The sequence below is a fragment of the Paracraurococcus lichenis genome (assembly GCF_030657435.1).
GTDB lineage: Bacteria > Pseudomonadota > Alphaproteobacteria > Acetobacterales > Acetobacteraceae > Paracraurococcus > Paracraurococcus lichenis.
In genome coordinates this window covers 77,423-103,046 of record NZ_JAUTWS010000004.1, presented here as the reverse complement: position 1 = coordinate 103,046, position 25,624 = coordinate 77,423, and the positions used below count along the sequence as shown (strand labels likewise).

Here is a 25,624-nt window from a genome sequence, read left to right as displayed (position 1 = left end):
GCGATATCCCCGTTCAGGCCGGACCGGCCTTTGCCTTCAGCGTCGCCAGGTCGTAGCCCGCGACGCGCTTGTAGCCGCCGGTGATGGCCAGCATCTCCTCCTTCGACATCACCTCCTCGATGCGCGCGAAGGGGCGGTCGTTGGTGCGGAGGAAGACCTCCCGCAGGATCACGTCCGGCGGGTTCTTCCGGTTCGTCAGCACGACCTCCGTCGTCGCCGGCAGCCGCACAGCCTCATAGGCCTTCAGCGCCGCCTCCGGGTCGTCACCGTGCCGCATCAGCAGGTCGGCCAGGCAGCGCGCATCCAGGATGGACTGGCCCGCGCCGTTCGAGCCGCGCGGCACCATGGGATGCGCGGCATCGCCCAGCAGCGTCAGGCGGCCGAAGGTCCAGCGCGGCAGCGGGTCCTGGTCCACCATGGGGAATTCCAGCACCGCCTCGCTCGCCCGCACCATCGCCGGCACGTCCAGCCAGTCGAAGACCCAGTCGCGGATCCAGGGCATGAAGTCCTCGACATCGCCCGGCCGGTTCCAGTCGCGCCGGGCGCGGTAGGTCTCCGTCTCGACCTCGAAGACCCAGTTCAGCAATTGCGTCCCGTCCGCATGGTCGCGGATCGGGTAGAGCACCATCTTGCCGTTCTTCAGCCAGCCCACGCGGGTCATGGAAGCGCCGTTCAGCACCGGCGGCCAGCGCGTCACGCCGCGCCACATGTTGTAGCCGGTGTATTTCGGCTCGCCCTCGTTCGGATAGAGCTGCCGGCGCAGCGCCGAATGGATGCCGTCCGCGCCGATCGCCACACTGCCGCGGAGCGGCGGCGGCACCGCGCCGCTGCGGCCGGGCGTGAAGGACACCGTCACGCCGTCCTCGTCCTGCTCCACCCGCGCCACGCGGCGGTCGAGCAGCACGGCGCCCTCGCCCAGCCGCTCCCGCGCCGCGGCCAGCAGCACGCCGTGCAGGTCGGCGCGATGCAGCGACATCTGCGGATGGTCGTAGCCGGCGGCGCGGCCCAGCGGCTCGGCATGGACGTGCTGGCCGAAGCGGTTGAAGAAATTCGCCTCGGTCGGCTGTACGCAGAGGCGTTGCAGTGGCGCCTCCAGGCCGAGGCGCGCAAGCTCCGCCGCCGCATGCGGCAGGATATTCACCCCGACGCCGAGCGGCCGGATCTCCGCCGCCGCCTCCAGCACCGTGCAGGGCAGGCCGTTGCGGTGCAGGCAAAGCGCGAGCGCGAGCCCGCCGATCCCGCCGCCGATGACCAGGATGCCCGACATCGCCCGCTCCTCATGCCCCGCCCCCTTATGGTGGCCGGGCCATGCGGGCCGTCAATCCGCCCGGATGCGGGCGGCGGCCACGACCTCGCGCATCGAGCGGACCTCGGCCGCGAGGAACTCGTCGAACCGCTCGGGCGGCAGCGGCGCCGGCATCGCCCCCTCGCCCTCCAGGAAACGGGCGAAGCCGGGCTCGGCGAGCGCGCCATTCGCCGCCTCGTTCAGCGTCCGGCGCAGCCCCGGCGGCAGGCCATGCGGGGCGAAGAGCCCCCACCAGATCCCCGACTCGTAGCCGATGCCGGCATCGCGCACCGTCGGCGCCGGCGGCGTCCCCGCCGGGCGCTCGTCGCCGGTATAGGCGATGATGCGCAGGAGCCCGCCGCGGATCTGCCCGGCGGCGCTGGCGATGGTGGTGAACATCACCTCCACCCGCCCGGCGACGAGGTCGGTCAGCGCGCCCGCCGTGCCCCGGTAGGGCACGTGCTGCAGCCGGGTGCCGGCCCGGAGGTTGAACAGCTCGGAGGCGATATGGGTCGTGCTGCCCGGCCCGCTGCTGGCGTAGTGCAGCGTGCCCGGCCTCGCGCGGTCGGCGGCCACCAGGTCGCGGATGGAGGCGATGGGCGAGCCGGGCGGCGTCAGCACGATCAGCGGCGCCTTGGCCAGCAGCGCGACGCCGTCCAGCTCCTTCGTCGGATCGAAGCCCGTGCCCTGCACCGGCCCGATGGCGGCGATGGAGGAGGTGGTCAGCAGCAGGGTATGGCCGTCCGGGGCGCCCTGCGCCACCGCCGCGACGCCCACCGCGCTGCCGGCCCCGGGCCGGTTCTCGATGACGAAGGGCTGGCCGAAGCGCGCCTGCAGCCGCTCCGCCAGCGGCCGGGCGATGGCGTCGTTCGAGCCGCCGGGGGTGAAGGGCACCACGATGCGCACGGGGCGGGCAGGCCAGCCCTCCGGCTGGGCAAGCGCCCGGCGGGACAGGCCGGATGCACCCGCCGCGGCCAGCAGAGCGCGGCGACCAAGGCATTGCGGCATCGCGTTTCCTCCGCCGCGATGCTGCGCCGCCGGCGGCACCCCGTCCACCTCCGTAACGCGGCACGATCCGTGCCTTGCAGCGATCACGGCCGCGCGCGGCAGCATCCCGGCAAGGGGTCGGGCGCAGTCTGGCCGGACGGTTTCAGGGGGCGGCGACACTGCGAGTCTTGCTTGTGGACAGCGACGGCGACCGGGCCACGGCTGTCGAGGCCGGGCTGGCCGCGGCCGGCTATCAGGTGGTGGGGATCGTCGCCGGCACCGCGGACCTGACCCGGGCGGTGCGCGACAGCGGGGCGGACGTCATCGTCTGCGGCCTGGACGATCCCTCGCGCGACGAGCTCGAGGGCATGCGCGCCCTGCACCGCGACGAGCCCCGCCCCGTCGTGCTCTTCGCCGAGAAGGCCGAGCCCGAGCAGATCGAGGCCGCGCTCGAGGCCGGCGTCGCCGCCTATATCGTGGAAGGCTTGGCGCCGGCCCGCGTGCGGCCGGTGATCGAGGTGGCGATCCGCCGCTTCCGTGCCCACCAGGCGCTGCGGGAGGAACTGGCGGCGGCGAAGCAGGAGGTGGAGGAGCGCCGCCTGGTCGACCGTGCGAAGGCCGTGCTGATGCAGAAGCACAAGCTGACCGAGCCGGAGGCCTATCGGCGCCTCCGCCGGATGGCGATGGACAAGGGCCAGAAACTGGGGGTAGTCGCCGCTTCGGTTCTGACCAAAAACTAGTCAATCAGCACGAAGTTCTTGCTTCATTTCGCATCACTGAAGAAAATTGCACAGTTAGAGCGCAAATCTCTTGACCACCCTGGTCATTGCCGCTTTCTTGCGCGAGCGAGCGGGCCCGCAACGGCGTGGGCCGGCCTGTCCGGGGCGGCACGCCCGGCAGGGCTCGGCAGCGATAGCCCGCGGTCCAATGGCGGCCCGCACCTGGCCCTTCAGGCCGGAGGTCCGCCCGCGTGCCATCCGTCACCGTGGCTCCCCAATCGCCGCTCGGCCATCCCGCATCGCGACGCCCGGCCCTGCGGACGCTGCGTCTCGGCTTCATGCAGCTCACGGACGGCGCGCCGCTGCTGGTGGCGGAGGAACTTGGCCTCTTCGATGCGGTCGGGCTGCGTGTCAGCCTCTCCATCGAGGGCGCCTGGGCCGCGGTGCGGGACAAGCTGGCCTATGGCGCGCTGGATGCGGCGCATCTCCTCAGCCCCTTGCCGATCGCCCTCGCCGCCGGGCTGGACGGGGTCAAGGCGCAGGTGACCATCGGCGCCGGGCTCGGCGCCAACGGCAATACCCTCACCCTCTCCCGCGCGCTTGCCGAGGAGATCGGCCGCTTTCCCCGCCCGCTTCCGGCCGCAGCCTTCGCCACGGCGGCGCGCCGCCGCGCCGCCGCCGGCCGGCCGGTGACGCTCGGCGTCGTCTACGCCTATTCCTCGCATAACTACCTGCTGCGCTGGTGGCTGGCCTCGGCCGGGCTCGACCCGGACCGCGACCTGCGCCTCGTCGTGGTGCCGCCGGCGCAATGCGCCGGACGGCTCGCCGATGGCGCCATCGACGGCTTCTGCGCCGGCGAGCCCTGGGGCAGCCATGCGGCGGAACTCGGCGTCGGCACCATCGCCCTCTCGACCGGCGATCTCTGGCCGAACCATCCGGAGAAGCTGCTGGCCTTCGCCGCGGGCTATGCGCTGCGCGACCCGGAGAGCGCCATCGCCTGCACCGCCGCCGTGATCGCCGCGGCGCGCTGGCTGGACGAGCCGGAGAACAAGGCCGAGGCGGTGCATATCCTGCAGCGCCGGGCCTTTCCCGGCCTCTCCGCCGCCGCCATCGGCGCCGCCTTCGACGGCACGGCCGAAGGCCTGCCGCAGGCGGCGCCGCTCCGCTTCCGCACGGCGACGCTGCCGCGGCGCGAGCAGGCCGCCTGGTGGCTGCGGCAGATGCGCCGCTGGGGCCATGTGCCCGCGGGCCTCGCCGAGGCCACCGCCCTCGCCCCCTGGCGCCAGGACATCTGGCGGGCCGCCGCCGCCCGCCTGCGGGAGGTCGAACCGCCCGCGCCCAGCCCACCCCCAGCCGATCTGCCGGAGACCCAAGCATGACGACGAGTTTGACCCGCCGCAGGGCCATCGCGGCGAGCGCCGCGCTGCTCGCCGCCGCCCGCGCCGCGACGCCGCGCGGCGCCTTCGCGCAAGGCTCGACGGCGACGGAGGTGAAGAAGGCGGTGCTCGGCTACATCGCGCTGACCGACAGCGCGCCGCTGATCATCGCCAGGGAGAAGGGCCTGTTTGCCAAGTATGGCCTGCCGGAGGTCGAGGTCTCGAAGCAGGCGAGCTGGGGCGCGACGCGCGACAACCTGGTCCTCGGCGGCGAGCGCGGCGGCATCGACGGCGCGCATATCCTGACCCCGCTGCCCTATCTGATGACCGCAGGCCGGGTGACGCAGAACAACCAGCCCGTGCCGATGGTGATCACGGCGCGGCTGAACACCAACGGTCAGGCGCTCTCGGTCGCCGAGAAGCACAAGGCGCTGAAGCCGACCATCGATGCGAGCGGCCTCAAGCGGGCGCTGAATGCCGAGAGCAAGGTCGCCATGACCTTCCGCGGCGGCACCCACGACCTCTGGATCCGCTACTGGCTGGCCGCCGCCGGCATCGACCCGGACAAGGACGTGCAGACCATCGTCGTGCCGCCGCCGCAGATGGTGGCGAACATGAAGGTCGGCACCATGGACGCCTTCTGCGTCGGCGAGCCCTGGAACGACCAGTTGGTGAACCAGAAGATCGGCTTCTCCGCCGCCGTCACCGGCGAGCTGTGGCAGGACCATCCGGAGAAGTCGCTCGGACTGCGCGCCGACTGGGTGGAGAAGAACCCGAATGCCGCCGTCGCGCTGACCGCCGCGGTGATCGAGGCCGCCCGCTGGTGCGACGAGCCCGCGAACAAGCAGGAGATGTGCAGCATCATCGGCAAGCGCGCCTGGTTCAACGTGCCGGTCGCCGACATCCTGCAGCGCAGCCTCGGCAACATCGACTACGGCGACGGCCGCAAGGTCGAGGGCAGCCCGCTGCTGATGAAGTTCTTCCGGGATCATGCGAGCTACCCCTTCCAGTCGCACGAGCTGTGGTTCCTGACCGAGGACATCCGCTGGGGCGTGCTGCCGGAGGGCACGGATACCAAGGCGCTGATCGCGCAGGTGAACCGCGAGCAGGTCTGGCGGCAGGCGGCCGAGCGCGCCGGGGTGAAGCCGGGCGAGACCCCCTCCGGCACCAGCCGCGGCCGCGAGACCTTCTTCGACGGCAAGGTCTTCGATCCCGAGGATCCCGCCGCCTATCTCGCCTCCCTCGCCATCAAGAAGACCGCCGGAGCCTGAGATGACCGCCGTGTCCACCAAGCCGGCGCCGGCGCCGGCGCAGATGTCCCGGCCCCTGCTGGCGGCGCTGCCGAAGCCCTCCCGCCTCGCGCCGGTGCTGGCCAACATCGTCCCGCCGCTGATGATCCTGGCGGCCTTCCTGGCGGTCTGGGAGTATCTCGGCAGCGGCCCGGGCGCGACCCTGCCGCCGCCCTCCAAGGTCTGGGCGGACAGCTACGACCTCATCACCGATCCCTTCTTCGACCGCGGCGGGCTGGACAAGGGGCTGTTCTGGCATCTGGCGGCCAGCCTGCAGCGGGTGGCGCTCGGCTTCGCGCTCGCCGGCGTGGCCGGCGTGCTGACCGGAATGCTGATCGGCACCTCGGCCTTCGCGATGCGGGGACTGGACCCGATCTTCCAGGTCCTGCGCACCGTGCCGCCGCTGGCCTGGCTGCCGCTGTCGCTCGCCGCCTTCCGCGAGGCGCAGCCCAGCGCCATCTTCGTGATCTTCATCACCTCGGTCTGGCCGGTGATCATCAACACCGCGGTCGGCGTGCGCAACGTGCCGCAGGACTACCGCAACGTCGCCGCCGTGATCCGGCTCCGAGGGCCGGCCTATTTCTGGAAGATCGTGCTGCCCTCGGCCGCGCCCTACATCTTCACCGGGCTCCGCATCGGCATCGGCCTGTCCTGGCTGGCGATCGTGGCAGCGGAGATGCTGATCGGCGGCGTCGGCATCGGCTTCTTCGTCTGGGATGCCTGGAACAGCTCCAACCTCTCCGACATCATCGTCGCGCTGGTCTATGTCGGCCTGGTCGGCTTCGCGCTCGACCGGATCGTGGCGCTGGCCGGGCGCATCGTCACCCGTGGCACGGCGGCGGCGTGAAGGGGAACCCGACCATGGAACGCTATCTCGACATCTCCCAGCTCTCGATCCAGTTCCCCCGCAGCCCCGTGCCGGTGCTGCGGCAGGTGGACCTGCAGATCGCCCGCGGCGAATACGTCTCCGTCATCGGCCATTCCGGCTGCGGCAAGTCGACCCTGCTGAACGTCATTGCCGGCCTGCTGCCGGCGACCGCCGGCGGCGTGGTGCTCGAGGGCAAGGAGATCGACGGCCCCGGCCCCGACCGCGCCGTGGTCTTCCAGAACCACAGCCTGCTGCCCTGGCTGACCTGCTACGAGAACATCAAGCTGGCGGTGGACCAGACCGTCGGGCGGAAGATGAGCCGGGCCGAGCGGCACGACTGGGTGCTGGAGACGCTGGCGCTGGTGCACATGTCGCACGCCAAGGACAAGCGCCCCGCCGAGATCTCCGGCGGCATGAAGCAGCGCATCGGCATCGCCCGGGCGTTGGCGATGAAGCCCAAGGTCCTGCTGCTGGACGAGCCCTTCGGCGCGCTCGACGCGCTGACCCGCGCCCACCTGCAGGACCAGGTCATGGAGATCCATGCCAGCCGCGGCACGACGGTGGTCATGATCACCCATGACGTGGACGAGGCCGTGCTGCTCTCGGACCGCATCGTCATGCTGACCAATGGCCCGAATGCCACCATCGGCGAGGTGCTGAAGGTGGACCTCCCGCGGCCGCGCGACCGGCTGGCGCTGGCGGCCGACCCGGTCTTCGTCGCGGCGCGCACGGCGGTGCTGGAATTCCTGCATCACCGCCATGCCAATCCGGCGCTGGCGGCGGCGTAGAGGAAGATCGGGGAGAAGGTATTCTCCCCGAGCCCCTCTTCTATTTCTGGGAGTCCGCGCTCGCCGCGCGTCGGGTCCCGACTCGCAGAAAACAAAGGTGGGGTTTGGGGAGGAAATGCTTTCCTCCCCAACCTTTCCTCGGCCACGTGTTGCGATGCCTGCCCCGGCCGGCCATCTATCCCCTTCAAGCCGGAGACCCGTGAATGCTGCATTTCCCCGTCTTCCTCGACCTGAAGGGCCGGACCGCACTTGTCCTCGGCACCGGCGAGGTGGCGGAGCGGAAGGCGGCCATCCTCCGCCAAGCCGGGGCGGAGATCCGCTTCGCCGAGGCCTTCGCGCCCGACCTGCTGGAGGGCTGCGCCATCGCCATCGGCGCCGATGCCCCGCAGCCGGAGCTGGAGGCGCTGGCCGCGGCCTGCCGCGCGCGGGGCCTCCCGGTCAACGTCGTGGACAAACCGGAGCTCTGCACCGCGCTGATGCCGGCGATCATCGACCGCGACCCCATGACGATCGCCATCTCGACCGGTGGCGCCGCGCCGGTCCTGGCGCGGCAGGTGCGCCAGCGGATCGAGGCGGTGCTGCCCATGGGCCTCGGCCGCGTCGCCGCCATGGCGGAACGCTTCAAGTCGGCCGTCCGCCGCCGCCTGCCCGACCTCGTCGCCCGCCGGCGCTTCCTGGATGCGGCGCTCTCGGGCCCCGCCGCCGACCTCGCCATGGCCGGCCGGGAGGCCGAGGCCGATGCTGCCTTCCGGCGCGCCCTCGACGGTGCCGATGCGGCGCCGCCCGGCATCGTCCACCTGGTCGGCGCCGGCCCGGGTGCGGGGGATTTGCTGACGCTGCGGGCCCTTCGCCTGCTCGGCGAGGCCGATGTCATCGTGCATGACCGGCTGGGCACGGAGGAGGTGCTGGACCTCGCCCGCCGCGACGCGGAGCGCATCTTCGTCGGCAAGGCCCGCGCCAACCACTGCATGAGGCAGGAGGAGATCAACGCCCTGCTGGTCCGCCTGGCGAAGGAGGGCAAGCGGGTGGTGCGCCTCAAGGGCGGCGACCCGCTGGTCTTCGGCCGCGGCGGGGAGGAGGCGGAAGCGCTGGCCGAGGCCGGCATCCCCTGCGAGGTCGTCCCCGGCGTCACCGCGGCGCTGGCCTGCGCCGCCGGCGCCGGCATCCCCCTGACGCACCGGGAGGCCGCGCGCGCCGTCACCTTCGTCACCGGCCACCGCCGCGACGGGCGGGTGGACGTCTCCGGCCTGGTGCGGCCCGGCCAGACGCTGGCGATCTACATGGGCATCACCATGTTGCCGCAGATCCGCGACGGACTGGTGGCCGAGGGCCTCGACCCCGCGACCCCGGCCGCGGTGGTGGAGCGCGGCGGCACCTCCCGCCAGCGCGTGCTGCGCGGGACGCTGGAGGAGGTCGCCGCCCGGGCCCAGGCCTGGGTCGAGACCGGCCCGGCCCTGCTGCTGGTGGGCGAGGCGGTCGGCCGCGGCGCGCCGGCCTGGGCGGGGGCACGGCTGGCGGCCTGAGCCGCCGTCAAAACCACGCCATATCCCGCCACGGGGCGCGATTCCCGTGTAGTCCGAAACGATGTCGATCACGGCCGCGGCCGCCGCGGAACGCACCACCTTCCATGCCGAGCAGGCCCGGCGGCGCCGCGGCGCCTGGCTCTGGGGCCTGCTCTGCCTCGCCCTCGCCGCCGGCATCGGCGCGGTGCTGAGCACCATCACCGGGCCGCTCCTGCTGCTGCTGCTCGCCCTCGCGCTCAAGGCCCTCGCCTGGCTCGGCTTGGCGCCGGGGGCGATGCTGCGGGCCCTGCATGGGCTCGAGGGCTGGGTCGCCGGCAACCTGCGGGAGGTGTTCCGCGGCCTCGACCTGCTCGATGCGGTGCATGGCCCGGCCGGGCTGCTGGCGGCGCTTGGGACCATGGCGACGGGCGCGGCGCTGCTGCTGCCGGGCATGGCGGCGGCGGTGCTGGTCTGGGCCTCCCTCGCCCGCACCTACCGGCGGAGCGCCATCCTCGCCGCGACCGCCGATCTCGGCGCCCGGGAGCCGCGGCCGCAGGACCCGGAGGAACGCCAGCTCGGCAACATCCTGGCCGAGGTCTCGCTCGCCGCCGGGCTGGCCACGCCGCGGCTGCTGCTGCTGGACGCGCCGCAGCCCAATGCCGCGGCCTTCGGCGCCTCCCATCGGGAGGCCGCGGTCATGGCCACCCGCGGCCTGCTGGATCGGCTGGACCGGCGGGAAACCCAGGGCGTGGTGGCGCATCTGGTCGCCGCCATCGGCGACGGCGACCTGCGGCTCGCCGCCTCGGTGCAGGCGGTCTTCGGCACGCTCGGCGCCATGGTGCTGGTCTTCGACCTGCCCTTCCGCCGCGGCGCCTGGGCGGCGCTGCGGGACCTGCTGCTGGCCATCGCCGGGCTGCTGCCGCCGGAGCGGGCCGAGCGGCTGAAAGCCGGCCTCGCCGCCTGCACCGCGCCGGAATCGCTGGAGGGCATGACACGCGCCCTGAGCCTCGGCGAGCGCTGGCCGCCCCTCGGCGCGCTGCTGGTCATGCCGCTGCTGCCCTGGACCTTCATCACGCTGGCGCAGAAGATGCTGGTCTGGCTCTGGACGCTCTTCGTCTTCGGCTGGCCGCTCGGCCTGCTCTGGCGGACGCGGCGCTACCTCGCCGATGCCGGCGCGGTGCGGCTGCTGCGCGATCCGGAGGCGCTGGCGGGCGCGCTGCGGCGGATCGACGCGGACGGACTGCCGCCCGGCGGCGCGTCGCAGGAACTCGGCTTCTTCCATGCGCCGCAGCAGGCGGAGAAGGCCGGCTTCCGGGCGCAGGCGAGCATCGTCACCTCGGTCACGCCGCCGATCGGCAAGCGGCTCTGGCGCCTCTCGGCACTTGGCGCGGGCGCGGCGCCGCCGCAGGGCTGGCGGGCGACGTGGCAGGGCCTGATGCGGGTGCCGGGCTGGAAGCGATGGCTGCTGGTCTTCCTGCTCGCCCTGCTGGTGCCGCTGCTCGCCCTCCTCGTCCTCTGCGTCGGGACGCTGATGGTCGGCGCCTCCCTCTTCTCGCTCGCCGGCGGGGCCAGCCTCGCCGCGCTCATCCTGTCGCTCTGAAGGGACCCTGCATGTCGGGCTGGTGGATCCTCGGCTGTCTCGTGCTGCTGCTGGTGCTGCTCGCCTGGCTCTACAACGGGCTGGTCGCGGCGCGGAACCGGGTGCGCAACGCCTGGGCGCAGATCGACGTGCAACTGCTGCGCCGCAGCGACCTGATCCCCGACCTGGTCGAGAGTGTGAAGGGCTACATGCGGCACGAGGCCGCCATCTTCGACCGCATCCTGGAGGCACGCAGGCAGGCGGTGGGCGCGGGCGGGAACGTGGCGGCGCGCGCGGCGGCGGAGGGGACGCTGGGCCGCGAAGTGCAGGGGCTGATGGCGCTGGCCGAGGCAGTGCCCGAGCTGCGCGCCAGCGACAATATGAAGGCGCTGCAGGAGGAGCTGGCGACGACGGAGAACCGCATCGCCTTCGCCCGGCAATTCTTCAACGACGCCGTGCTGGACTACAATACCCGCATCCAGACGGTGCCCTCCAGCCTGCTCGCCGGCCCCTTCGGCTTCGCGCCGGAGCCCTATTTCGAGGCTCCGGCGGAGGCGCGGGCGAAGCCGAAGGTGTCGTTCTAGGCGGGAAGGACGCGTTCCAGCGCCACCCCGCGCACGTCCATCTCGTATTCCAGGTTCACCACCGGCGGCCGGCAATGGTGCCAGGTCACGCCATGGCGCGCGGCACCGCGGCGGACGAGCTCATCCCCCAGGAAGGGATGGATGTCGTGGATGGTATAGACCTGCGCCGCCGTCGCCATGGCCCAGGACCCGCCCAGCGCCACCATCCTGCGTTCCATCTCGTCCAGCACGAACTGCGCCTTGCGCAGCAGCCCGGCCGGCGAGGTGTCGCCGAGCGCGATGGTCTTCTCCGCGTAGTTCCCCTTGCCTTCCGTGCTCTCGCCGCTGCCGGCGGTGACGAAGCTCGGCGCCGCGCCCGCATCGGGCAGGGTAAAGCTGAAGGCGTGGAAGGAGGGCTCGGGCGGCGGCGTCAGCTCCGGGCAGACATTGCTGCGGGCGACGGGATTCCAGCCCTCGGCCAGGATGCCCCATTCCTCCAGCGTCTTCACGTAGTGCAGGTTGAACTGGCGGAACCCCTCCTCGGAGAACTGCCCGGGGGAGCGCAGCTCGCACTGGCAGAAGGCGGTCAGCGGCCGGCCGATGCCCTTCAGGTAGTCGGCGATCCGGGCGAAGCCGGCGGCCAGTGGCACGGGGTCGGCGAACCGCACGCGCTCGATGCGGAAGCCGGGCAGCGCGGAGACGCCGGCCGAATACTGGAACACCGCCGGGATCGCCCTGTAGCCATCGGCCGGACGTTCGCGCGTTTCGTACATGCCTCGCCTCCTCGGATGCGGCCGCTAGGATGCCAGCGAATCCCGAGGACGGAAGCCCCATGCCCGCACGCCGCGCCCTGCTCCACCGCGTCCCCATGCGCCACCCCGGCGACACCGCCGCCATCGAGGCGCTGTTCGACGCCGGCGCGCTCGACCCGCGCCAGGTCGTCGCGGTGCTCGGCAAGACAGAGGGCAATGGCTGCGTCAACGATTTCACCCGCGCCTATGCGGTCCAGGCGCTGTCGCTGATGCTCGGCCGCCGCCTGGGCGAGGCGCCGGAGGCGGTCGCGGCCCGCGTCGCCATGGTGATGTCGGGCGGCACGGAGGGCGGGCTCTCCCCGCATTTCCTGGTGCTGGCCGTCGGCGAGGACGCGGCGCCGGACCCGGCCGGCGCGCTCGCCATCGGCATCGGTTTCACCCCGGACTTCGCGCCGGAGGAGCTGGGCCGCACCCCGCAGGTGCAGGCGACCGCGACAGCGGTCCGCGCCGCCATGGCCGGGGCCGGGATCGCCGACCCCGCCCAGGTCCACTACGTCCAGGTGAAATGCCCGCTGCTGACCAGCGAGCGCATCGCGGCCGCGAAGGCGCGCGGCCGGACGGTCGCGACCGAGGACACCTACCACTCCATGGGCCTCTCGCGCGGCGCATCGGCGATCGGCGTAGCGCTGGCGCTCGGCGAAGTGGCTGATGTGCCGGAGGCGGCGATCGGCGCGGACTGGTCGCTGTTCTCGGGCGTCGCCAGCACCTCGGCCGGCGTCGAGCTGTTGCGGAACGAGGTGATCGTGCTGGGCAACAGCCCGGACTGGGCCGGCGACCTCTGCATCGCCCATGCGGTCATGCGCGATGCCATCGACCTGCCGGCCGTCCACGCCGCGCTCCGCGGCGCGGGCCTGCGGACGGAGGACGGCCAGCTTCCCCCGGACCGGCAGGACCGCCTGGTCGCGGTGCTGGCGAAGGCCGAGCCCTCCTCCACCGGCCTGATCCGCGGCCGACGGCACATCATGTGGGACGACAGCGACATCAACGCGACGCGCCATGCCCGCGCCCTGGTCGGCGGCGTCATCGCCGGCGCGGTCGGCCGTACCGACATCTTCGTCAGCGGCGGCGCCGAGCACCAGGGGCCGGACGGCGGCGGCCCGGTGGCGGTGGTGGCGCGCCGCGGCTGACGGGGTAGACTTCCCGGGTAGGGAAGGAGACGAGCATGGGCACGAGCTTCCGGCTGGGCGACCTCGAGATCCACCGCGTGATCGAGGAGGAAAGCCCGCTCTTCGACCCGCTGGAATTCTTCCCATCCCTCTCGAAGGAGGTGCTGGCGGAGAACCGCCCCTGGCTGGAGGAGGGCCGGGCCATCGACAGGGCGACCGGCAAGCTCAACCTCTGCATCCAGTCCTATGTCGTGCGCACGCCGCACCACACCATCCTGGTGGACACCTGCGTCGGCAACCACAAGCCCCGGCCGAACCGCCCCTTCTGGCACATGAAGTCCTCCGACACCTGGGAGCGGAACCTGGCCGCGACCGGCCTGTCGGTGAACGATATCGACTACGTCATGTGCACCCACCTGCATGTGGACCATGTCGGCTGGAACACCCGGCTGGAGAACGGCCGCTGGGTGCCGACCTTCCCCAAGGCGAAATACGTCTTCGGCGAGAAGGAGCTTGCCTATTGGCAGGCGGAGCATGAGAGGACGCCGAACCCGATCCTCGAGGACAGCGTCCTGCCCGTGGTCGCCGCCGGCCAGGCGCAACTGGTCCGGACCGACGCTGCGCTGAACGACCATGTCCGCCTGACGCCGACGCCGGGCCATACGCCGGACCACTATGCGGTCGAGCTTGGCAAGGGCGAGACCATCGCGGTGCTGACCGGCGACCTCATCCACTCGCCGCTGCAGGCGCGCTACCCGGAGCTCTCGATGCGCGCCGACACCGACCAGGGGCAATCGGCCGTGACGCGCCGCAAATTCCTGGAATGCCATTGCGACACCGGGCGGCTGCTCTGCACAGCGCATTTCCCCTCCCCCTCCACCGGCCATGTGACGCGGTGGGGCGAGGGCTTCCGCTTCATGCCGACCACGGCCTGACATGCGCCGGCGCGTGCTGCTGGCCGGCCTGCTTGCCGCGCCGGCCGCGCGCGCCCAGGCGAAGCCGGTGCGCGTGGTCAATGCCTATGGCGCCGGCGGCACGGCCGACGTGGTCTGCCGCCTGCTCTTCGGCCGGCTCTCGGAGCGCACCGGGCAGACCTATGTCGTGGAGAACCGGCCGGGCGCCGCCGGCAGCATCGCCGCCAGCCTGGTGGCGCGCGCCCCGCCGGACGGCAGCACGCTGCTCTACGACGCCACGGCGCATTCGGTGAACCCGGCGCTGTTCGGGCCGAAGCTGCCCTACGACACGCGGCGGGATTTCCTGCCGGTCTATCTCTCGCTCGTCACGCCGAACACCATCCTCGGCTCCCACCACTTCGCGCCGGCGACGGTGCGGGACCTGATCGCGGCGGCCAGGGCCGCGCCCGGGACCATCGATGCCGGCACAACCGGCATCGGCTCGGCCCAGCACATCACCCTCGCGCTTTTCAACGAAATGGCCGGCGTGCAGATCAACCACGTCGTCTACCGCGACTCGCCGGCGGCGCGGAACGACCTCGTCACCGGCCGCATCCAACTGCAATTCAGCAATACCCCCGGCACGGTGCCGCATCTCCGCGCCGGCACGGCCCGCGTCATCGCCCATTCCGGCCGGGAACCGGTGCCGGTGCTGCCGGGGGTGGAGGCGATCGCGGCGACGCTGCCCGGCTTCGAGACCTACGAGTGGAACGGCGTCTTCCTGCCGGCCGGCACGCCGGAGACGATCAACCGCAGCCTCAACGCCGCCCTGAACGAGGCCGCGGCCGATCCGCCGGTGGCGGAGACGCTCGCCGCGCTCGGCGCCATCGCCCGGCCCAATACCCCCGAGGAATTCGCGGCCTTCCTCGAGGAGCAATTCGCCCTGCATGCCCGCGTGGTGCGGGATGCCAAGATCCGCGTTGACTGACCTTCCGGCAGGAGTGGCGCATGGGACGCATGGTGGACGGCACGTGGCAGGTGGAGGAGGCCGGCACGCCGAATGCGGGCGGGCGGTTCCAGCGGCCGGAGACGCGCTTCCGCGACACGATCGCCCCCGGCACCCGCTTCGCGCCGGAGGCCGGGCGCTATCACCTCTATGTCTCCCTCGCCTGCCCCTGGGCACACCGCACGCTGATCTTCCGCCACCTGAAGGGGCTGGAGGAGGTGATCTCGCTCTCCGTCACCCACTGGCACATGGGCGCGCAGGGCTGGAATTTCGCGCCCGGCGAGGGCGTGCTGCCCGATACGGTGAACGGCGCCGAGGTCCTGCACCAGGTCTATGCGAAGGCCGATCCGCACTTCTCCGGCCGCGTCACGGTGCCGGTGCTCTGGGACAAGGCGACCGGCAGCATCGTGAACAACGAGAGCGCGGAGATCATCCGCATCCTCAACAGCGCCTTCGATGGCATCGGCGCCGCGCCGGGCGACTGGTACCCTGCGCCGCTGCGTGCCGAGATCGACGCGGTAAACGAGCGCGTCTATGCGACGCTCAACAACGGCGTCTACCGCGCCGGCTTCGCCCGGACGCAGGAAGCCTACGAGGAAGCCGTCGTCCCGCTCTTCGCCACGCTCGACTGGCTGGAGGAGCGGCTGTCGCGCCAGCCCTTCCTCTGCGGCGAGGCGGCGACCGAGGCGGACTGGCGGCTCTTCACCACGCTGATCCGCTTCGACGCCGTCTACCACGGCCACTATCAAGTGCAACCTGCGGCGGATCCTGGACTACCCGGCGCTGTGGGACTTCACCCGGTCGCTCTACCAGCACCCGGGCATCGCGGAGACGGTCGATCTCGGCCATATCAAGCGGCACTACTATGGCAGCCACGCCTGGGTGAACCCGAGCGGCGTGGTGCCCCTCGGCCCGGTGCTGGATCTGGACCGGCCCGGCAGCCGCCGGGTCGCGCCGCTGGCCTGACGGCGCCTGCCCCCCGGCAACGGGCCGACATCGCCCGGCACGCCGCCGCGTCGGAACCGCCGGCGGCAACCGCCGTTGGCCCATCATGACGCGTGCGCAAGGCTCCGTGCTGGTCCTGCTGGGGCTGGTGCTTCTGCTGCTCTGGCTGGTGCCGGAGGTGCCGCTGCTCGGCTTCGCCGCGGTCCTGCTGGCGCTCGCCCTGCATGCCGGCGCCGACCCGCTGGCGCGCCGCACCGGCCTGCCGGAGGCCGCCGCGGTGCTGCTGGTCGCGCTGATGGTCGCCGCGGCGGTCGCGCTGGCCGCCTGGGCGGCCGCCGGCCCGCTGGCGGACCAGGCGACGCAACTTGCCGACAGCCTGCCGAAGAGCCTCGAAACGCTGCGCGGCCGCATCGCCGGCACGGCCTGGGGCGACTGGCTGCTCCGCCAGGCGGAGCCGGGACGCCTGCTCAGCAGCGGCGGCGCGGAGGGCGCGGCCCAGGCGGCGGCGCGCGCCGCCGGCAGCACGCTCGGCGGCCTCGGCAACCTCGTGCTGGTGGTGCTGCTGGCGCTCTACCTGGCGGTCCGGCCGCGGGGCTATCTCAGCGGGCTGCGCAGCCTCTTCGACCCGCGGCTGGACGGGCGGGTGCAGGAGACGCTGGCCGAGGCCGGCCATACGCTCCGCGGCTGGCTGCTCGGCCAGGCCTTCGCCATGGTGGTGGCGGGCACGCTGACCTGGCTCGGCCTCTGGGCGCTCGGCGTGCCGCTGCCGGGGCTGCTGGCGGCGATCATCGGCCTGCTCAACTTCATCCCGGTGCTGGGGCCGGTGATCGGCGGTGTGCCGGCCGTGCTGCTGGCGGCGACGCAGGATCCGATGCTCGGCCTCTGGGTCGTCGGGCTGATCGTCGCGGTGCAGACGGTGGAGGGCAATTTCCTGACGCCCATGGTGCAGGCCCGCACCGCGGACCTGCCGCCCGCGCTGCTGCTGCTGGTGCAGGTGCTGGCCGGCGCGCTCTTCGGGCTGCTCGGCGTCGCCCTGGCGGCGCCGCTCTCGGCGCTCGGCCTCGTGCTGGCGAAGAAGGCCTATGTGGAGGGCTGGCTCGAGCGCGAGCCGCCCTGAGCTACAGCAGCGCCTCGCCCCGCAGAACCGGCACGCAGAAGCCGCCGACCGTGGCGCGGATGCCCTCGGGCGTCCGGCGCGCGGTGGTGCGGAGCAGGCTCGGCCGGCCCATCTCGACGCCCTGGAGGATGTCGAGGCTGGCGCTCTCCGCGCCGGAGAGGTGCAGCAGGAAGCCGGCCAGCGGCGTCGCCGCGCTGCCGGTCGCCGGGTCCTCCCAGGTGCCGGTGAGCGGCGAGAACATGCGCGCCCGCAGGCCCGCGCCGTCGCGGCGATAGAGGTAGAGCGAGAGCCTGCCGCCCAACTCCGGCAGCGCCTCCACCGCCTGCCGGAAGGCGCCGAATTCGGGGCGGGCCGCGGCCAGCGCCGCCTCCGTCACCTCCACCAGCACCCGCGGGTTGCCGCCATCGGCGGCGAGCGTCGGGGCGTGCCGCACGGTGACAATGCCCTCCGGGGCGAGCCCGGCACAGGCGGCGATCGGCGCCACCGGCAGCGCCGCGCCGACCGAGAGCGGCTGCGGCGCGCCGATCGCGGCCCCGGCTGGCCGGCCATCGGCATCGCGCCAGAGCTCGACCTCGACGATGCCGGCGATCATCTCGAGCCGCAGCCGGCCCTCGGCGCCATGGCCGCGCTGCGCCAATACGACGGCGGTGCCGACGCTGGGATGGCCGGCGAAGGGCATCTCGGCGACGCGGTTGAAGATGCGCACCCGCGCCGTATTGGCGGGATCGGCGGGCGGCAGGACGAAGGTCGTCTCGGACAGGTTGAACTCGGTCGCCAGCGCCTGCATCTCGGCATCGCCGATGCCCTGCGCATCGGGGAAGACCGCGAGCTGGTTGCCGCCGAAGCGCCGAGCGGTGAAGACGTCGAGCGTGACGAAGGGATGGCTGCGCATCAGGCCCAAGCAATCCGCGAAGGGTCGAAGGTCACCCCATGGTCCAGCGGGCCATGCCCGCGGCCGAGGCCGGGCGCGGCCAGGATGGCGGCGCGGACATAGGCGCGGGCGCGCGCCACGGCGTCCCGCAGCGCCATGCCCTGCGCCAGGCCGGCGGCGATCGCCGAGGCCAGGGTGCAGCCGGTGCCGTGGGTATGGCGCGTCTCGATCCGCGCATCCTCGAAGCGGGCCAGGCCCCCGGGCGTCGCCAGAACATCCACCACCTGCCCGCCCGAGAGGTGGCCGCCCTTCAGCAGCACCGCGCGCGGGCCGAGCGCGAGCAGCGCCTCGGCCGCCGCCGGCATCGCCGCGGCATCCGGGATGGGCCGGCCGAGCAGCACCTCGGCCTCCGGCAGGTTGGGCGTGATGACGGCGGCGAGCGGCAGCAGGCGGCGCTTCAGCGTCTCCACCGCCTCCGGCTGCAGCAGCGGATGCCCGCCCTTCGCCACCATCACGGGATCGGCGACCAGCGGCAGCCCCGGCGCCTCGGCGGCGATCTCCTCGGCGACCGCCTCGATGGTCGGCACGTCGTGCAGCATGCCCGTCTTCAGCGCATCGGCGCCGATGTCGCGCAGCACCACCCGGATCTGCTGGCGGAGGAACTCGGTCGGGACCGGCAGGACGCCATGCACCCCCTCGGTGTTCTGCGCGGTCAGCGCGGTGATCGCGGTCGCGGCGAAGGCGCCGAGCGCCGTCACCGCCTTCAGGTCGGCCTGGATGCCGGCGCCGCCGCCGGAATCCGAGCCCGCGACGATCAGGACCCGGCCCATCCTGCCACGCGGCCGGTCCTGGCCGCCGCCACCTTCGGGCGCCGTCACGCCGCCACCTTGGCGCGGGAGCGGATGACCTCCGCCAGCGCCGCGACCGTCTCCTCCACCAGCGCCTCGTCCTCGGCCTCGGCCATCACGCGGATGACCGGCTCCGTCCCGCTCGCGCGGATCAGCACGCGGCCGCGCTCGCCGAGCCGTTCCTCATGCGCGGCGATCTCGCGCTGCACGGCCTCCTGCTGCAGCGGCGAGGCGCCGGCGTAGCGGATATTGACCAGCTTCTGCGGCAGCGGCCGGAAGCGGCGGCAGACCTCGCTCGCCGCCCGCTGCTCCTCCACCAGCACCGCGAGCACCTGCAGCGCGGCGATCAGCCCGTCGCCCGTCGTGCCGAAGTCGCTCATGATCATGTGGCCGGACTGCTCGCCGCCGAGGTTGCAGCCGGTCTCGCGCATCCGCTCCCCGACATAGCGGTCACCGACCGCGGTGCGCAGCAGGCCGAGGCCGCGCTCCCGCAGGTAGCGCTCCAGCCCCATGTTCGACATGACGGTGGCGACCACGTTGCCGCCGCGCAGCCGCTCCTGCTTGTGCCAGAAGCCGGCGATCAGGGCGAGGATCTGGTCGCCATCGATGATGCTGCCCTTCTCGTCCACCAGCACCAGCCGGTCGGCATCGCCGTCGAGCGCGATGCCGAGATCCGCCCGCCGCTCCCGCACGATCTCCGCCAGCCGGCCCGGCGCGGTGGAGCCGACGCCGTCATTGATGTTGAAGCCGTCCGGCGAGACGCCGACGGGCACCACCTCCGCGCCCAGTTCCCAGAGCACGGTGGGCGCGACCTTGTAGGCGGCGCCATGTGCGCAATCGATGACGATGCGCAGCGTCTCGAGCGTCAGGCCGCGCGGGAAGCTGGCCTTCGCCGCTTCGATGTAGCGGCCGGGCGCGTCCTCCATGCGGCTGGCGCGGCCGAGCTTCGCCGGCGCGACCAGGCCGCATTCGAGGTCGCCATCCATCAGCCCCTCAATCGCGGCTTCCTGCGCGTCCGACAGCTTCAGGCCGTCCGGACCGAACAGCTTGATGCCGTTGTCCTGATAGAGGTTGTGGGAGGCGCTGATCATGACGCCGAGATCGGCGCGGAGGCTGCGCGTGAGCAGGGCGATGGCCGGCGTCGGCAGCGGGCCGACCAGCACCACGTCCATGCCGGCCCCGATGAAGCCGGCGGTGAGCGCCGGCTCCAGCATATAGCCCGAGAGGCGCGTGTCCTTGCCGATGACGACACGGTGGCGATGCGCGCCGCGGTTGAAGTAGCGCCCGGCCGCCTGGCCGAGGCGGAGAGCGGTCGCCGCATCCATCGGCGCCTTGTTGGCAGTGCCACGGATGCCGTCGGTGCCGAAGTAGCGGCGTGCTGGTGTTGTCATCATGGACCCGATGTAAGATGCGGCCAGGGAATGGAATAGCCGAGGCCGCGGTCGCCGTCGATTAGCCTGTCCTTGAGGCCGGTGCCGCGCCGGCAGCGGCGGCCCGCCACATCGCGAGGGCCTGAAAGGTTTCCGCCACGTCATGCACCCGCAGGATGGCGGCCCCGCGGCTGGCGGCGAAGAGCGCGCCGGCCAGGCTCGGCACCAGGCGCTCGCCGGCCGCCTCGATGCCCGTGAGGCGGCCGAGGAAGCGCTTGCGCGACAGGCCGACCAGCACCGGGCAGCCGATGCCGGCGAGCAGCGGCAGCCGCTCCAGCAGCGCGAGGTTGTGTTCCATGGTCTTGCCGAAGCCGATCCCGGGATCGATGGCGATCCGGGCGCGGGGGATGCCGAGGCGTTGCAGCGTCGCCACCCGGTCGCGCAGGAAGCGGGCGACCTCCAGCACCACGTCGCCGTAGCGCGCCTCGGCCTGCATGCTGCGCGGATCGGTGCCGGGCATGTGCATGATGACGAGGGGCGCGGCGGCGGCCTGGACCACGCGCAGCGCCCCGCCGTCATGCCGGAGCGCGGTTATGTCGTTGACGATCTCCGCCCCGGCCTCCAGCGCCGCCGCCATGGTCGCGGCATGCCTTGTATCGACCGAGACGGGCGCGGCGCGGGCCAGGTCGCGCACCACCGGCAGGATGCGGCGGATCTCCTCCCCGGGGCTCACGGGATCGGCGCCCGGCCGCGTGCTCTCCCCGCCGATGTCGAGGATGTCGGCCCCCGCCTCCAGCATGGCATGGCCGCGGGCGATGGCCGCCGCGGCCTCCGCCGTCTCGCCGCCGTCCGAGAAGCTGTCCGGGGTGACGTTGACGATGCCCATGACCAGGGGGCAGCCGGGCAGGCGCGGCGCGAGGCCGGCGAAGGGCGGCAGCGGCCGGATGAGCGGCGGCAGCAGGTCCTGCCAGTCCTCGGGGATGGCGGCGGCCGGCACCACGCCGCGCGCCGTCCCGTCCTCGATCAGCCGCGCCAGGGGGAAGGCGAGATGCCCGCCCTGCAGCGGCAGGGCCAGGCCGTCGCGCAGCGCGACGAAGGCCGCGGGACCCTCCAGCAGGCCCAGCGGCTCGATCCATCTCTCGGTCATGGGACAGGCCCGGGCGCTCGCGAAAGGGCCCGGAGGCTGGCGCCCCCGGGCCCGGGAAGAAGGATCAGGTGGCCGGCGCCGGCCCGGGGTTCAGCCCGCCGCTCGGGCGCGGCGACCGGCTGCTGCTGGGCACGCTGCCGCGGCCCTGCGGCACCGGCTCGTCAGGCCGGTTGCGGATGATCGGCTCGCCGCGGATCACCTGCCGGATCTCGTCGCCCGAGAGCGTCTCGTGCTCCAGCAGGCCCTTGGCCAGCAGGTGCAGCTCGTCGATGTTCTCCGACAGCAGCGACCGCGCCTTGGCATAGGCCTCGTCGATGATCCGGCGGATCTCGCCGTCGATCTGCCGGGCGGTCTCCTCCGAGAGGTTCTTCGACTGGGTCACGGAGTGGCCGAGGAAGACCTCCTGGCTGTTCTCGCCATAGGCGATCATGCCGAGCTTCTCGCTCATGCCCCATTCGGTGATCATCCGGCGGGCCTGGTCGGTCGCCATCTTGATGTCGCCGGAGGCGCCGTTCGAGACCTTGTCCGAGCCGAAGATCAGCTCCTCCGCGACGCGGCCGCCCATGGCCATGGCCAGCTCCTGCAGGAGCTTCGACTTGTGCTTGGAGTAGCGGTCGCCCTCCGGCAGGGACATCACCAGGCCCAGCGCCCGGCCGCGCGGGATGATGGTGGCCTTGTGGACCGGGTCGCATTCCGGGAGCTTGAGGGCGCAAAGGGCATGCCCCGCCTCGTGATAGGCGGTCATGCGCTTCTCGTCCTCGGACATCACCAGCGACCGGCGCTCGGCGCCCATCAGCACCTTGTCCTTGGCCTGCTCGAACTCGTGCATGCCGACGGTGCGGCGGCCGGTGCGCGCGGCGAGCAGCGCCGCCTCGTTCACCAGGTTCGCAAGATCCGCGCCCGAGAAGCCCGGCGTGCCGCGGGCGATCACCTTCGGATCGACGTCGGAGGCCAGCGGCACCTTGCGCATGTGGACGCGGAGGATCTTCTCGCGGCCCATCACGTCCGGGTTCGGCACCACCACCTGCCGGTCGAAGCGGCCCGGGCGCAGCAGCGCGGGGTCGAGCACGTCCGGCCGGTTGGTGGCGGCGATCAGGATCACGCCCTCGTTCGACTCGAAGCCGTCCATCTCGACGAGCATCTGGTTCAGCGTCTGCTCGCGCTCATCGTTGCCGCCGCCGAGGCCGGCGCCGCGATGCCGGCCGACCGCGTCGATCTCGTCGATGAAGATGATGCAGGGGGCGTTCTTCTTGCCCTGCTCGAACATGTCGCGGACACGGGAAGCGCCGACGCCGACGAACATCTCGACGAAGTCGGAGCCCGAGATGGTGAAGAAGGGCACGTTCGCCTCGCCGGCGATGGCGCGGGCGAGCAGCGTCTTGCCGGTGCCGGGCGGGCCGACGAGCAAGCAGCCCTTCGGGATCTTGCCGCCGAGGCGCTGGAACTTCTGCGGGTCGCGCAGGAACTCGACGATCTCCTCGAGCTCGCCCTTGGCCTCGTCGATGCCGGCAACGTCCTCGAAGGTGACGCGGCCCTGCTTCTCCGTCAGCAGCCGGGCGCGGGACTTGCCGAAGCCCATCGCACGTCCACCGCCGCTCTGCATCTGGCGCATGAAGAAGACCCAGACGCCGATCAGCAACAGCATCGGGAACCAGGAGAGGAGATAGTGGAAGAGCGGGTTGACGTCGCTCTCCTCCGGCCGGGCCACAACCCGCACCCCCTTCTCCGTCAGCTTGCCGACCAGCGCCGGATCCTCCGGCGTATAGGTCTGGAAGGTGCGGCCATCCGAGAGCTGGCCGGTGACCGTCCGGCCTTGGATCACAACATCGCGAACATGGCCCGAGCCGACTTCGTTCAGGAAGTCGGAATAGGCGACCTGCTGGGCCCCCCGCTGGCCCGAGCCGCTGGGCTGGAACAGGTTGAAGAGCGCCACCAGCAGCAGCGCCACGATGACCCAGAGCGCCAGATTGCGGCCGAAGTTGTTCACCGATTCATATCCCGTTCCCGCCGTGGCCGTGACGAGGCCACGAACCCTTGGGCGCCATGCCCGCGATCCTGCCGTCCTCCGGTAGATAGGGAGCCATGCCCGGCAGTTAATGGGCCATGCGGCTCCTCCGATCCTCCGCCCCGGTCACGGCACCACCAGCCGGGGAAAAGACGAGCGGGAATTCCGCACAGCGTTGCCCATCAGGATAGCCGAGCAGAGGCACCGCGGCCAGCACGGCGTGCTGGCGGATGGCCGGAAGGGCGGCGAGCACCGCGGCCGGAAGACCGGGCGCCAGGTGGCGGAAGGCCGCGCCCTCCGGCCCGAGCGCCCCGAGGTCATGGCCGGGAGCGCCGGCCCGGAGCAGGCGGAACCGGCCGTCCCAGCGGGCGCCGGCGACGGCCGGCACGGGCGGCGCAAGGCCGGACGGCTCCCGCAACAAAAGCCAGCGAGCACCGCGCGGCCGCAGCCAGGCGCCGGCCAGGGTCCCCGCGCCGCGTCGCAGCAGCGCCGCCACCGCCGCGGCGGCCGGCGGGAAGCCCCCGCCGCCCACCGCGCGGAGCAGCGCGCCGAGCGCCGCGACCGCCACCGCATCCGCGCCCAGCGCCGCCGGGTCGATCTCCGCATGGCCGGTCGGAAACAGCCGGGCCGCCTCGGCGAGGCGGGTGGCCAGCGCCGCCTCCGCCTGGGCGCGCCGCAGACCGAAGGCGGATGCCGCCTCGGCCAGGGCCGCCACCGGCAGGCCGGTGCCCGCCGGGTCGTCCAGCGCCGCGCGGAGGGCGATGCGGGCGAAGCGCGGGTCGCGGTTGCTCGGGTCGCGCACCGGCGCGAGGCCGGCATCGGCGACCACCGCCTCCAGCCGCGCGGGCGGGACGCCGAGGAGCGGCCGCAGCACCAGCGCCGCCGCCTCAGCCCGCAGCACCGCCATGGCGGCGAGGCCGCCCTCCCCGCTCCCGCGCAGCGCGCGGAAGAGCAGCGTCTCCGCCTGGTCGGCGCGGTGGTGGCCGAGCAGCAGCCAGGGTGCGCCGGCGGCTTGGCAGGCCTCCAGCAGGGCGGCATGGCGGGCGGCGCGGGCGCGTTCCTGCAGCCGCGGCCCGGCCGGGAGACCGAGGGCGAGGATGCGGGCCGCGATGCCGCGCGCCGCGAGCATGGCGGCGACGCCCGCCGCCTCCGCGGCGCTCTCGGGCCGCAGCCCGTGATCGACGATGAGCGCGAGCAGGCTGCCGCCGCGCGCCCGGACCCAGCGATCCGCCAGCAGGGCGAGGGCGAGGCTGTGCGGCCCGCCCGAGACGCCGGCGGCGAGCCGCGGCGCCGGGCCGAAGGGGCCGAGCGGCGCCATCAGGGCGGCGAACCCCGCCTCGGACACGGCCGCCAGATCCGCCGCCATGCCGGCGTCGGACGGACCGACGGCACCGCCTTGCGCCAGTGGCGGCGTCACGGGCGAGGAGGCCGGCGCGTGGTCATGGAAAAGGCCGCACCGCGTGCGATGCGGCGGAGCCGCCTCGAGGTCCCGCCGACCCGATGGCCCGGGCTGGGGCTGCGCGCGACGGGGCCGAGCGCGCCGCGACCGCGCGGGGGCCGGGCCGCGGCACACCCCGGGGGGCCTTCCAGGAGAGGTCCGGGCAGGCGCGCCGGACGGAAGCCCGGTCCGCACCGGATGCGGTCCAGGCCGGGCAGGCGCGCCTAGCGGCAGCCCGCCCGCTGGCGGCCGGCATCCAGCCGCTCCTTCAGCGCGCCGCGCAACTGCGGGTACTCGCTCTGCACCAGGCCGAAGGCGTCGCAGGCCTCGCGCTTCTGGTTGAGGTTGGCCAGCGAGGTGCCGAAGCCGATCAGCGCCTCCGCCGCGCGGCTGCCCTTCTGGTTGGCCCGATAGGCCTCGCCATAGGCGACCGCGGCGTCCTGCCAGTTGCGCTGGCCGAACTCCGCATCGGCCAGCAGGAAGCGCGCGTCATAGGCGCGCGGGCTGCCGCGATTGCCGAGCACCTCGCGCGCCGCGGCCTCGGCGGTGGCGAAGTCGCGCCGCGCGAGCGCGGCCTGACCGTCCGAGAGCGACTTCTCCGGCGTGCGGGCGGCGGCCGGCGCGGGCGCCGGGCCGGCGACGGGCGGCAGGGACTGCGCCGGGCCGGACGGCCGCGCCGCCGGCGGCGGGGGTGCGGGCGCGGGCGTCGCCGGGCGCGGCGCGCCGCCGCCCGTGCCCTCCACCTGCTGCAGCCGGTAATCCATGTCGCCCTGCAGCTTCTCGAGCTGCTGGCCGAGGGTGCGGTTCTGGAACTCGGCCTGCTCCAGCCGGCCGCGCAGCCGGCGCGTCTCCTCCTCCAGCGTCGAGACGCGGTCGAGCAGCGCCCCGACCAGCTCGCCCTGCGGCCCGGCCGGCGCATTGCCGCGCGGCACCGGCGCCGGCACGGCGGCCGCGCCGCCGCGACGCAACTGGTCGAGCTCCTGCCGGAGCTGGAGGATCTGGTTCTGCAGGTAGATCCCCTCGCGGCTCTCGGCCTGGGCATGGGCCGGCCCGGCCTCGGCCAGGGAGAGCGGGGTGGCGAGGAGCAGGACGGCGAGCGCGCGTCGCATC

The 25,624-nt window shown here is 73.1% G+C and carries 23 protein-coding genes; 13 read left to right on the top strand and 10 right to left on the bottom strand.

Annotated elements, in window-relative coordinates; all coding sequences use genetic code 11:
- Positions 1–13 precede the first annotated feature (13 nt).
- Positions 14–1,267, bottom strand: coding sequence for a flavin-dependent oxidoreductase (locus tag Q7A36_RS05620; protein ID WP_305102684.1), 1,254 nt, complete (start codon positions 1,265–1,267; stop codon positions 14–16).
- Positions 1,268–1,318: 51 nt separating this feature from the next.
- Complete coding sequence (locus Q7A36_RS05615) at positions 1,319–2,293, bottom strand: Bug family tripartite tricarboxylate transporter substrate binding protein (RefSeq protein WP_305102683.1); 975 nt, start codon at positions 2,291–2,293, stop codon at positions 1,319–1,321.
- 173 nt (positions 2,294–2,466) lie between these two features.
- Between Q7A36_RS05615 and Q7A36_RS05610 the strand changes: the two genes are divergently transcribed.
- The 8 genes from Q7A36_RS05610 (at position 2,467) to Q7A36_RS05575 (ending at position 10,977) form a co-directional block, all read left to right on the top strand.
- Positions 2,467–3,012, top strand: coding sequence for an ANTAR domain-containing response regulator (locus tag Q7A36_RS05610; RefSeq protein WP_305102682.1), 546 nt, complete (start codon positions 2,467–2,469; stop codon positions 3,010–3,012).
- Between the two features lie 230 nt (positions 3,013–3,242).
- On the top strand, positions 3,243–4,370 hold the full coding sequence (locus Q7A36_RS05605; protein WP_305102681.1) for a CmpA/NrtA family ABC transporter substrate-binding protein: 1,128 nt from the start codon (positions 3,243–3,245) through the stop codon (positions 4,368–4,370).
- Complete coding sequence (locus Q7A36_RS05600; protein ID WP_305102680.1) at positions 4,367–5,638, top strand: CmpA/NrtA family ABC transporter substrate-binding protein; 1,272 nt, start codon at positions 4,367–4,369, stop codon at positions 5,636–5,638. Before Q7A36_RS05605 ends, Q7A36_RS05600 begins: the two co-directional genes overlap by 4 nt.
- Before the next feature lies 1 nt (position 5,639).
- Entirely contained in the window at positions 5,640–6,503 is an 864-nt protein-coding gene (gene ntrB, locus Q7A36_RS05595) for a nitrate ABC transporter permease (protein ID WP_305102679.1), read from the top strand.
- Positions 6,504–6,517: 14 nt separating this feature from the next.
- Positions 6,518–7,312, top strand: coding sequence for an ABC transporter ATP-binding protein (locus Q7A36_RS05590; RefSeq protein WP_305102678.1), 795 nt, complete (start codon positions 6,518–6,520; stop codon positions 7,310–7,312).
- A 203-nt stretch (positions 7,313–7,515) separates the two neighbouring features.
- On the top strand, positions 7,516–8,835 hold the full coding sequence (cysG, locus tag Q7A36_RS05585) for a siroheme synthase CysG (RefSeq protein ID WP_305102677.1): 1,320 nt from the start codon (positions 7,516–7,518) through the stop codon (positions 8,833–8,835).
- Between the two features lie 61 nt (positions 8,836–8,896).
- On the top strand, positions 8,897–10,414 hold the full coding sequence (locus tag Q7A36_RS05580) for a M48 family metalloprotease (RefSeq protein ID WP_305102676.1): 1,518 nt from the start codon (positions 8,897–8,899) through the stop codon (positions 10,412–10,414).
- An 11-nt stretch (positions 10,415–10,425) separates the two neighbouring features.
- Positions 10,426–10,977 (top strand): LemA family protein, encoded by a 552-nt coding sequence (locus tag Q7A36_RS05575; RefSeq protein ID WP_305102675.1) that lies wholly within the window; start codon positions 10,426–10,428, stop codon positions 10,975–10,977.
- On the opposite strand, the gene cnbZ is transcribed toward Q7A36_RS05575, so the two are convergent.
- On the bottom strand, positions 10,974–11,729 hold the full coding sequence (gene cnbZ / locus Q7A36_RS05570; RefSeq protein WP_305102674.1) for a 2-amino-5-chloromuconate deaminase CnbZ: 756 nt from the start codon (positions 11,727–11,729) through the stop codon (positions 10,974–10,976). The two genes, Q7A36_RS05575 and cnbZ, sit on opposite strands and share 4 nt — an antisense overlap.
- A 59-nt stretch (positions 11,730–11,788) precedes the next feature.
- Between cnbZ and atzD the strand changes: the two genes are divergently transcribed.
- From atzD to Q7A36_RS05545, 5 genes are read left to right on the top strand one after another with little or no spacing between them, the layout of a single operon-like run.
- Positions 11,789–12,895, top strand: coding sequence for a cyanuric acid amidohydrolase (gene atzD, locus Q7A36_RS05565; protein WP_305102673.1), 1,107 nt, complete (start codon positions 11,789–11,791; stop codon positions 12,893–12,895).
- 35 nt (positions 12,896–12,930) lie between these two features.
- Positions 12,931–13,809, top strand: a complete 879-nt coding sequence (locus Q7A36_RS05560) for an MBL fold metallo-hydrolase (protein WP_305102672.1) — start codon at positions 12,931–12,933, stop codon at positions 13,807–13,809.
- A 1-nt stretch (position 13,810) separates the two neighbouring features.
- Positions 13,811–14,755 carry a Bug family tripartite tricarboxylate transporter substrate binding protein gene (locus Q7A36_RS05555; protein ID WP_305102671.1) on the top strand — a complete coding sequence of 315 codons (945 nt, stop codon included), beginning with the start codon at positions 13,811–13,813 and terminating at the stop codon, positions 14,753–14,755.
- Positions 14,756–14,775: 20 nt separating this feature from the next.
- Positions 14,776–15,828 (top strand): glutathione S-transferase family protein, encoded by a 1,053-nt coding sequence (locus Q7A36_RS05550; protein WP_370655633.1) that lies wholly within the window; start codon positions 14,776–14,778, stop codon positions 15,826–15,828.
- Positions 15,825–16,835 carry an AI-2E family transporter gene (locus Q7A36_RS05545; RefSeq protein ID WP_305102670.1) on the top strand — a complete coding sequence of 337 codons (1,011 nt, stop codon included), beginning with the start codon at positions 15,825–15,827 and terminating at the stop codon, positions 16,833–16,835. Before Q7A36_RS05550 ends, Q7A36_RS05545 begins: the two co-directional genes overlap by 4 nt.
- A 1-nt stretch (position 16,836) precedes the next feature.
- Here the strand turns inward: Q7A36_RS05545 and Q7A36_RS05540 are convergent, their stop codons facing one another.
- The 7 genes from Q7A36_RS05540 to Q7A36_RS05510 all read right to left on the bottom strand — a co-directional run bounded on the left by Q7A36_RS05540 (position 16,837) and on the right by Q7A36_RS05510 (position 25,623).
- Entirely contained in the window at positions 16,837–17,727 is an 891-nt protein-coding gene (locus Q7A36_RS05540; protein WP_305102669.1) for a PhzF family phenazine biosynthesis protein, read from the bottom strand.
- On the bottom strand, positions 17,727–18,536 hold the full coding sequence (gene thiD / locus Q7A36_RS05535) for a bifunctional hydroxymethylpyrimidine kinase/phosphomethylpyrimidine kinase (protein WP_305102846.1): 810 nt from the start codon (positions 18,534–18,536) through the stop codon (positions 17,727–17,729). The genes Q7A36_RS05540 and thiD overlap by 1 nt, the downstream gene beginning before the upstream one ends.
- A gap of 44 nt (positions 18,537–18,580) precedes the next feature.
- Positions 18,581–19,948, bottom strand: coding sequence for a phosphoglucosamine mutase (glmM, locus tag Q7A36_RS05530; RefSeq protein WP_370655632.1), 1,368 nt, complete (start codon positions 19,946–19,948; stop codon positions 18,581–18,583).
- A 58-nt stretch (positions 19,949–20,006) separates the two neighbouring features.
- On the bottom strand, positions 20,007–21,071 hold the full coding sequence (gene folP / locus Q7A36_RS05525; protein WP_305102668.1) for a dihydropteroate synthase: 1,065 nt from the start codon (positions 21,069–21,071) through the stop codon (positions 20,007–20,009).
- Positions 21,072–21,135: 64 nt separating this feature from the next.
- The gene (gene ftsH, locus Q7A36_RS05520; RefSeq protein WP_305102667.1) at positions 21,136–23,058 is read right to left on the bottom strand and encodes an ATP-dependent zinc metalloprotease FtsH; all 1,923 of its coding nucleotides are present in this window, start codon (positions 23,056–23,058) and stop codon (positions 21,136–21,138) included.
- Between the two features lie 106 nt (positions 23,059–23,164).
- Positions 23,165–24,421, bottom strand: a complete 1,257-nt coding sequence (tilS, locus tag Q7A36_RS05515) for a tRNA lysidine(34) synthetase TilS (RefSeq protein WP_305102666.1) — start codon at positions 24,419–24,421, stop codon at positions 23,165–23,167.
- Positions 24,422–24,738: 317 nt separating this feature from the next.
- Positions 24,739–25,623 carry a tol-pal system YbgF family protein gene (locus Q7A36_RS05510; protein ID WP_305102665.1) on the bottom strand — a complete coding sequence of 295 codons (885 nt, stop codon included), beginning with the start codon at positions 25,621–25,623 and terminating at the stop codon, positions 24,739–24,741.
- Position 25,624 lies beyond the last annotated feature (1 nt).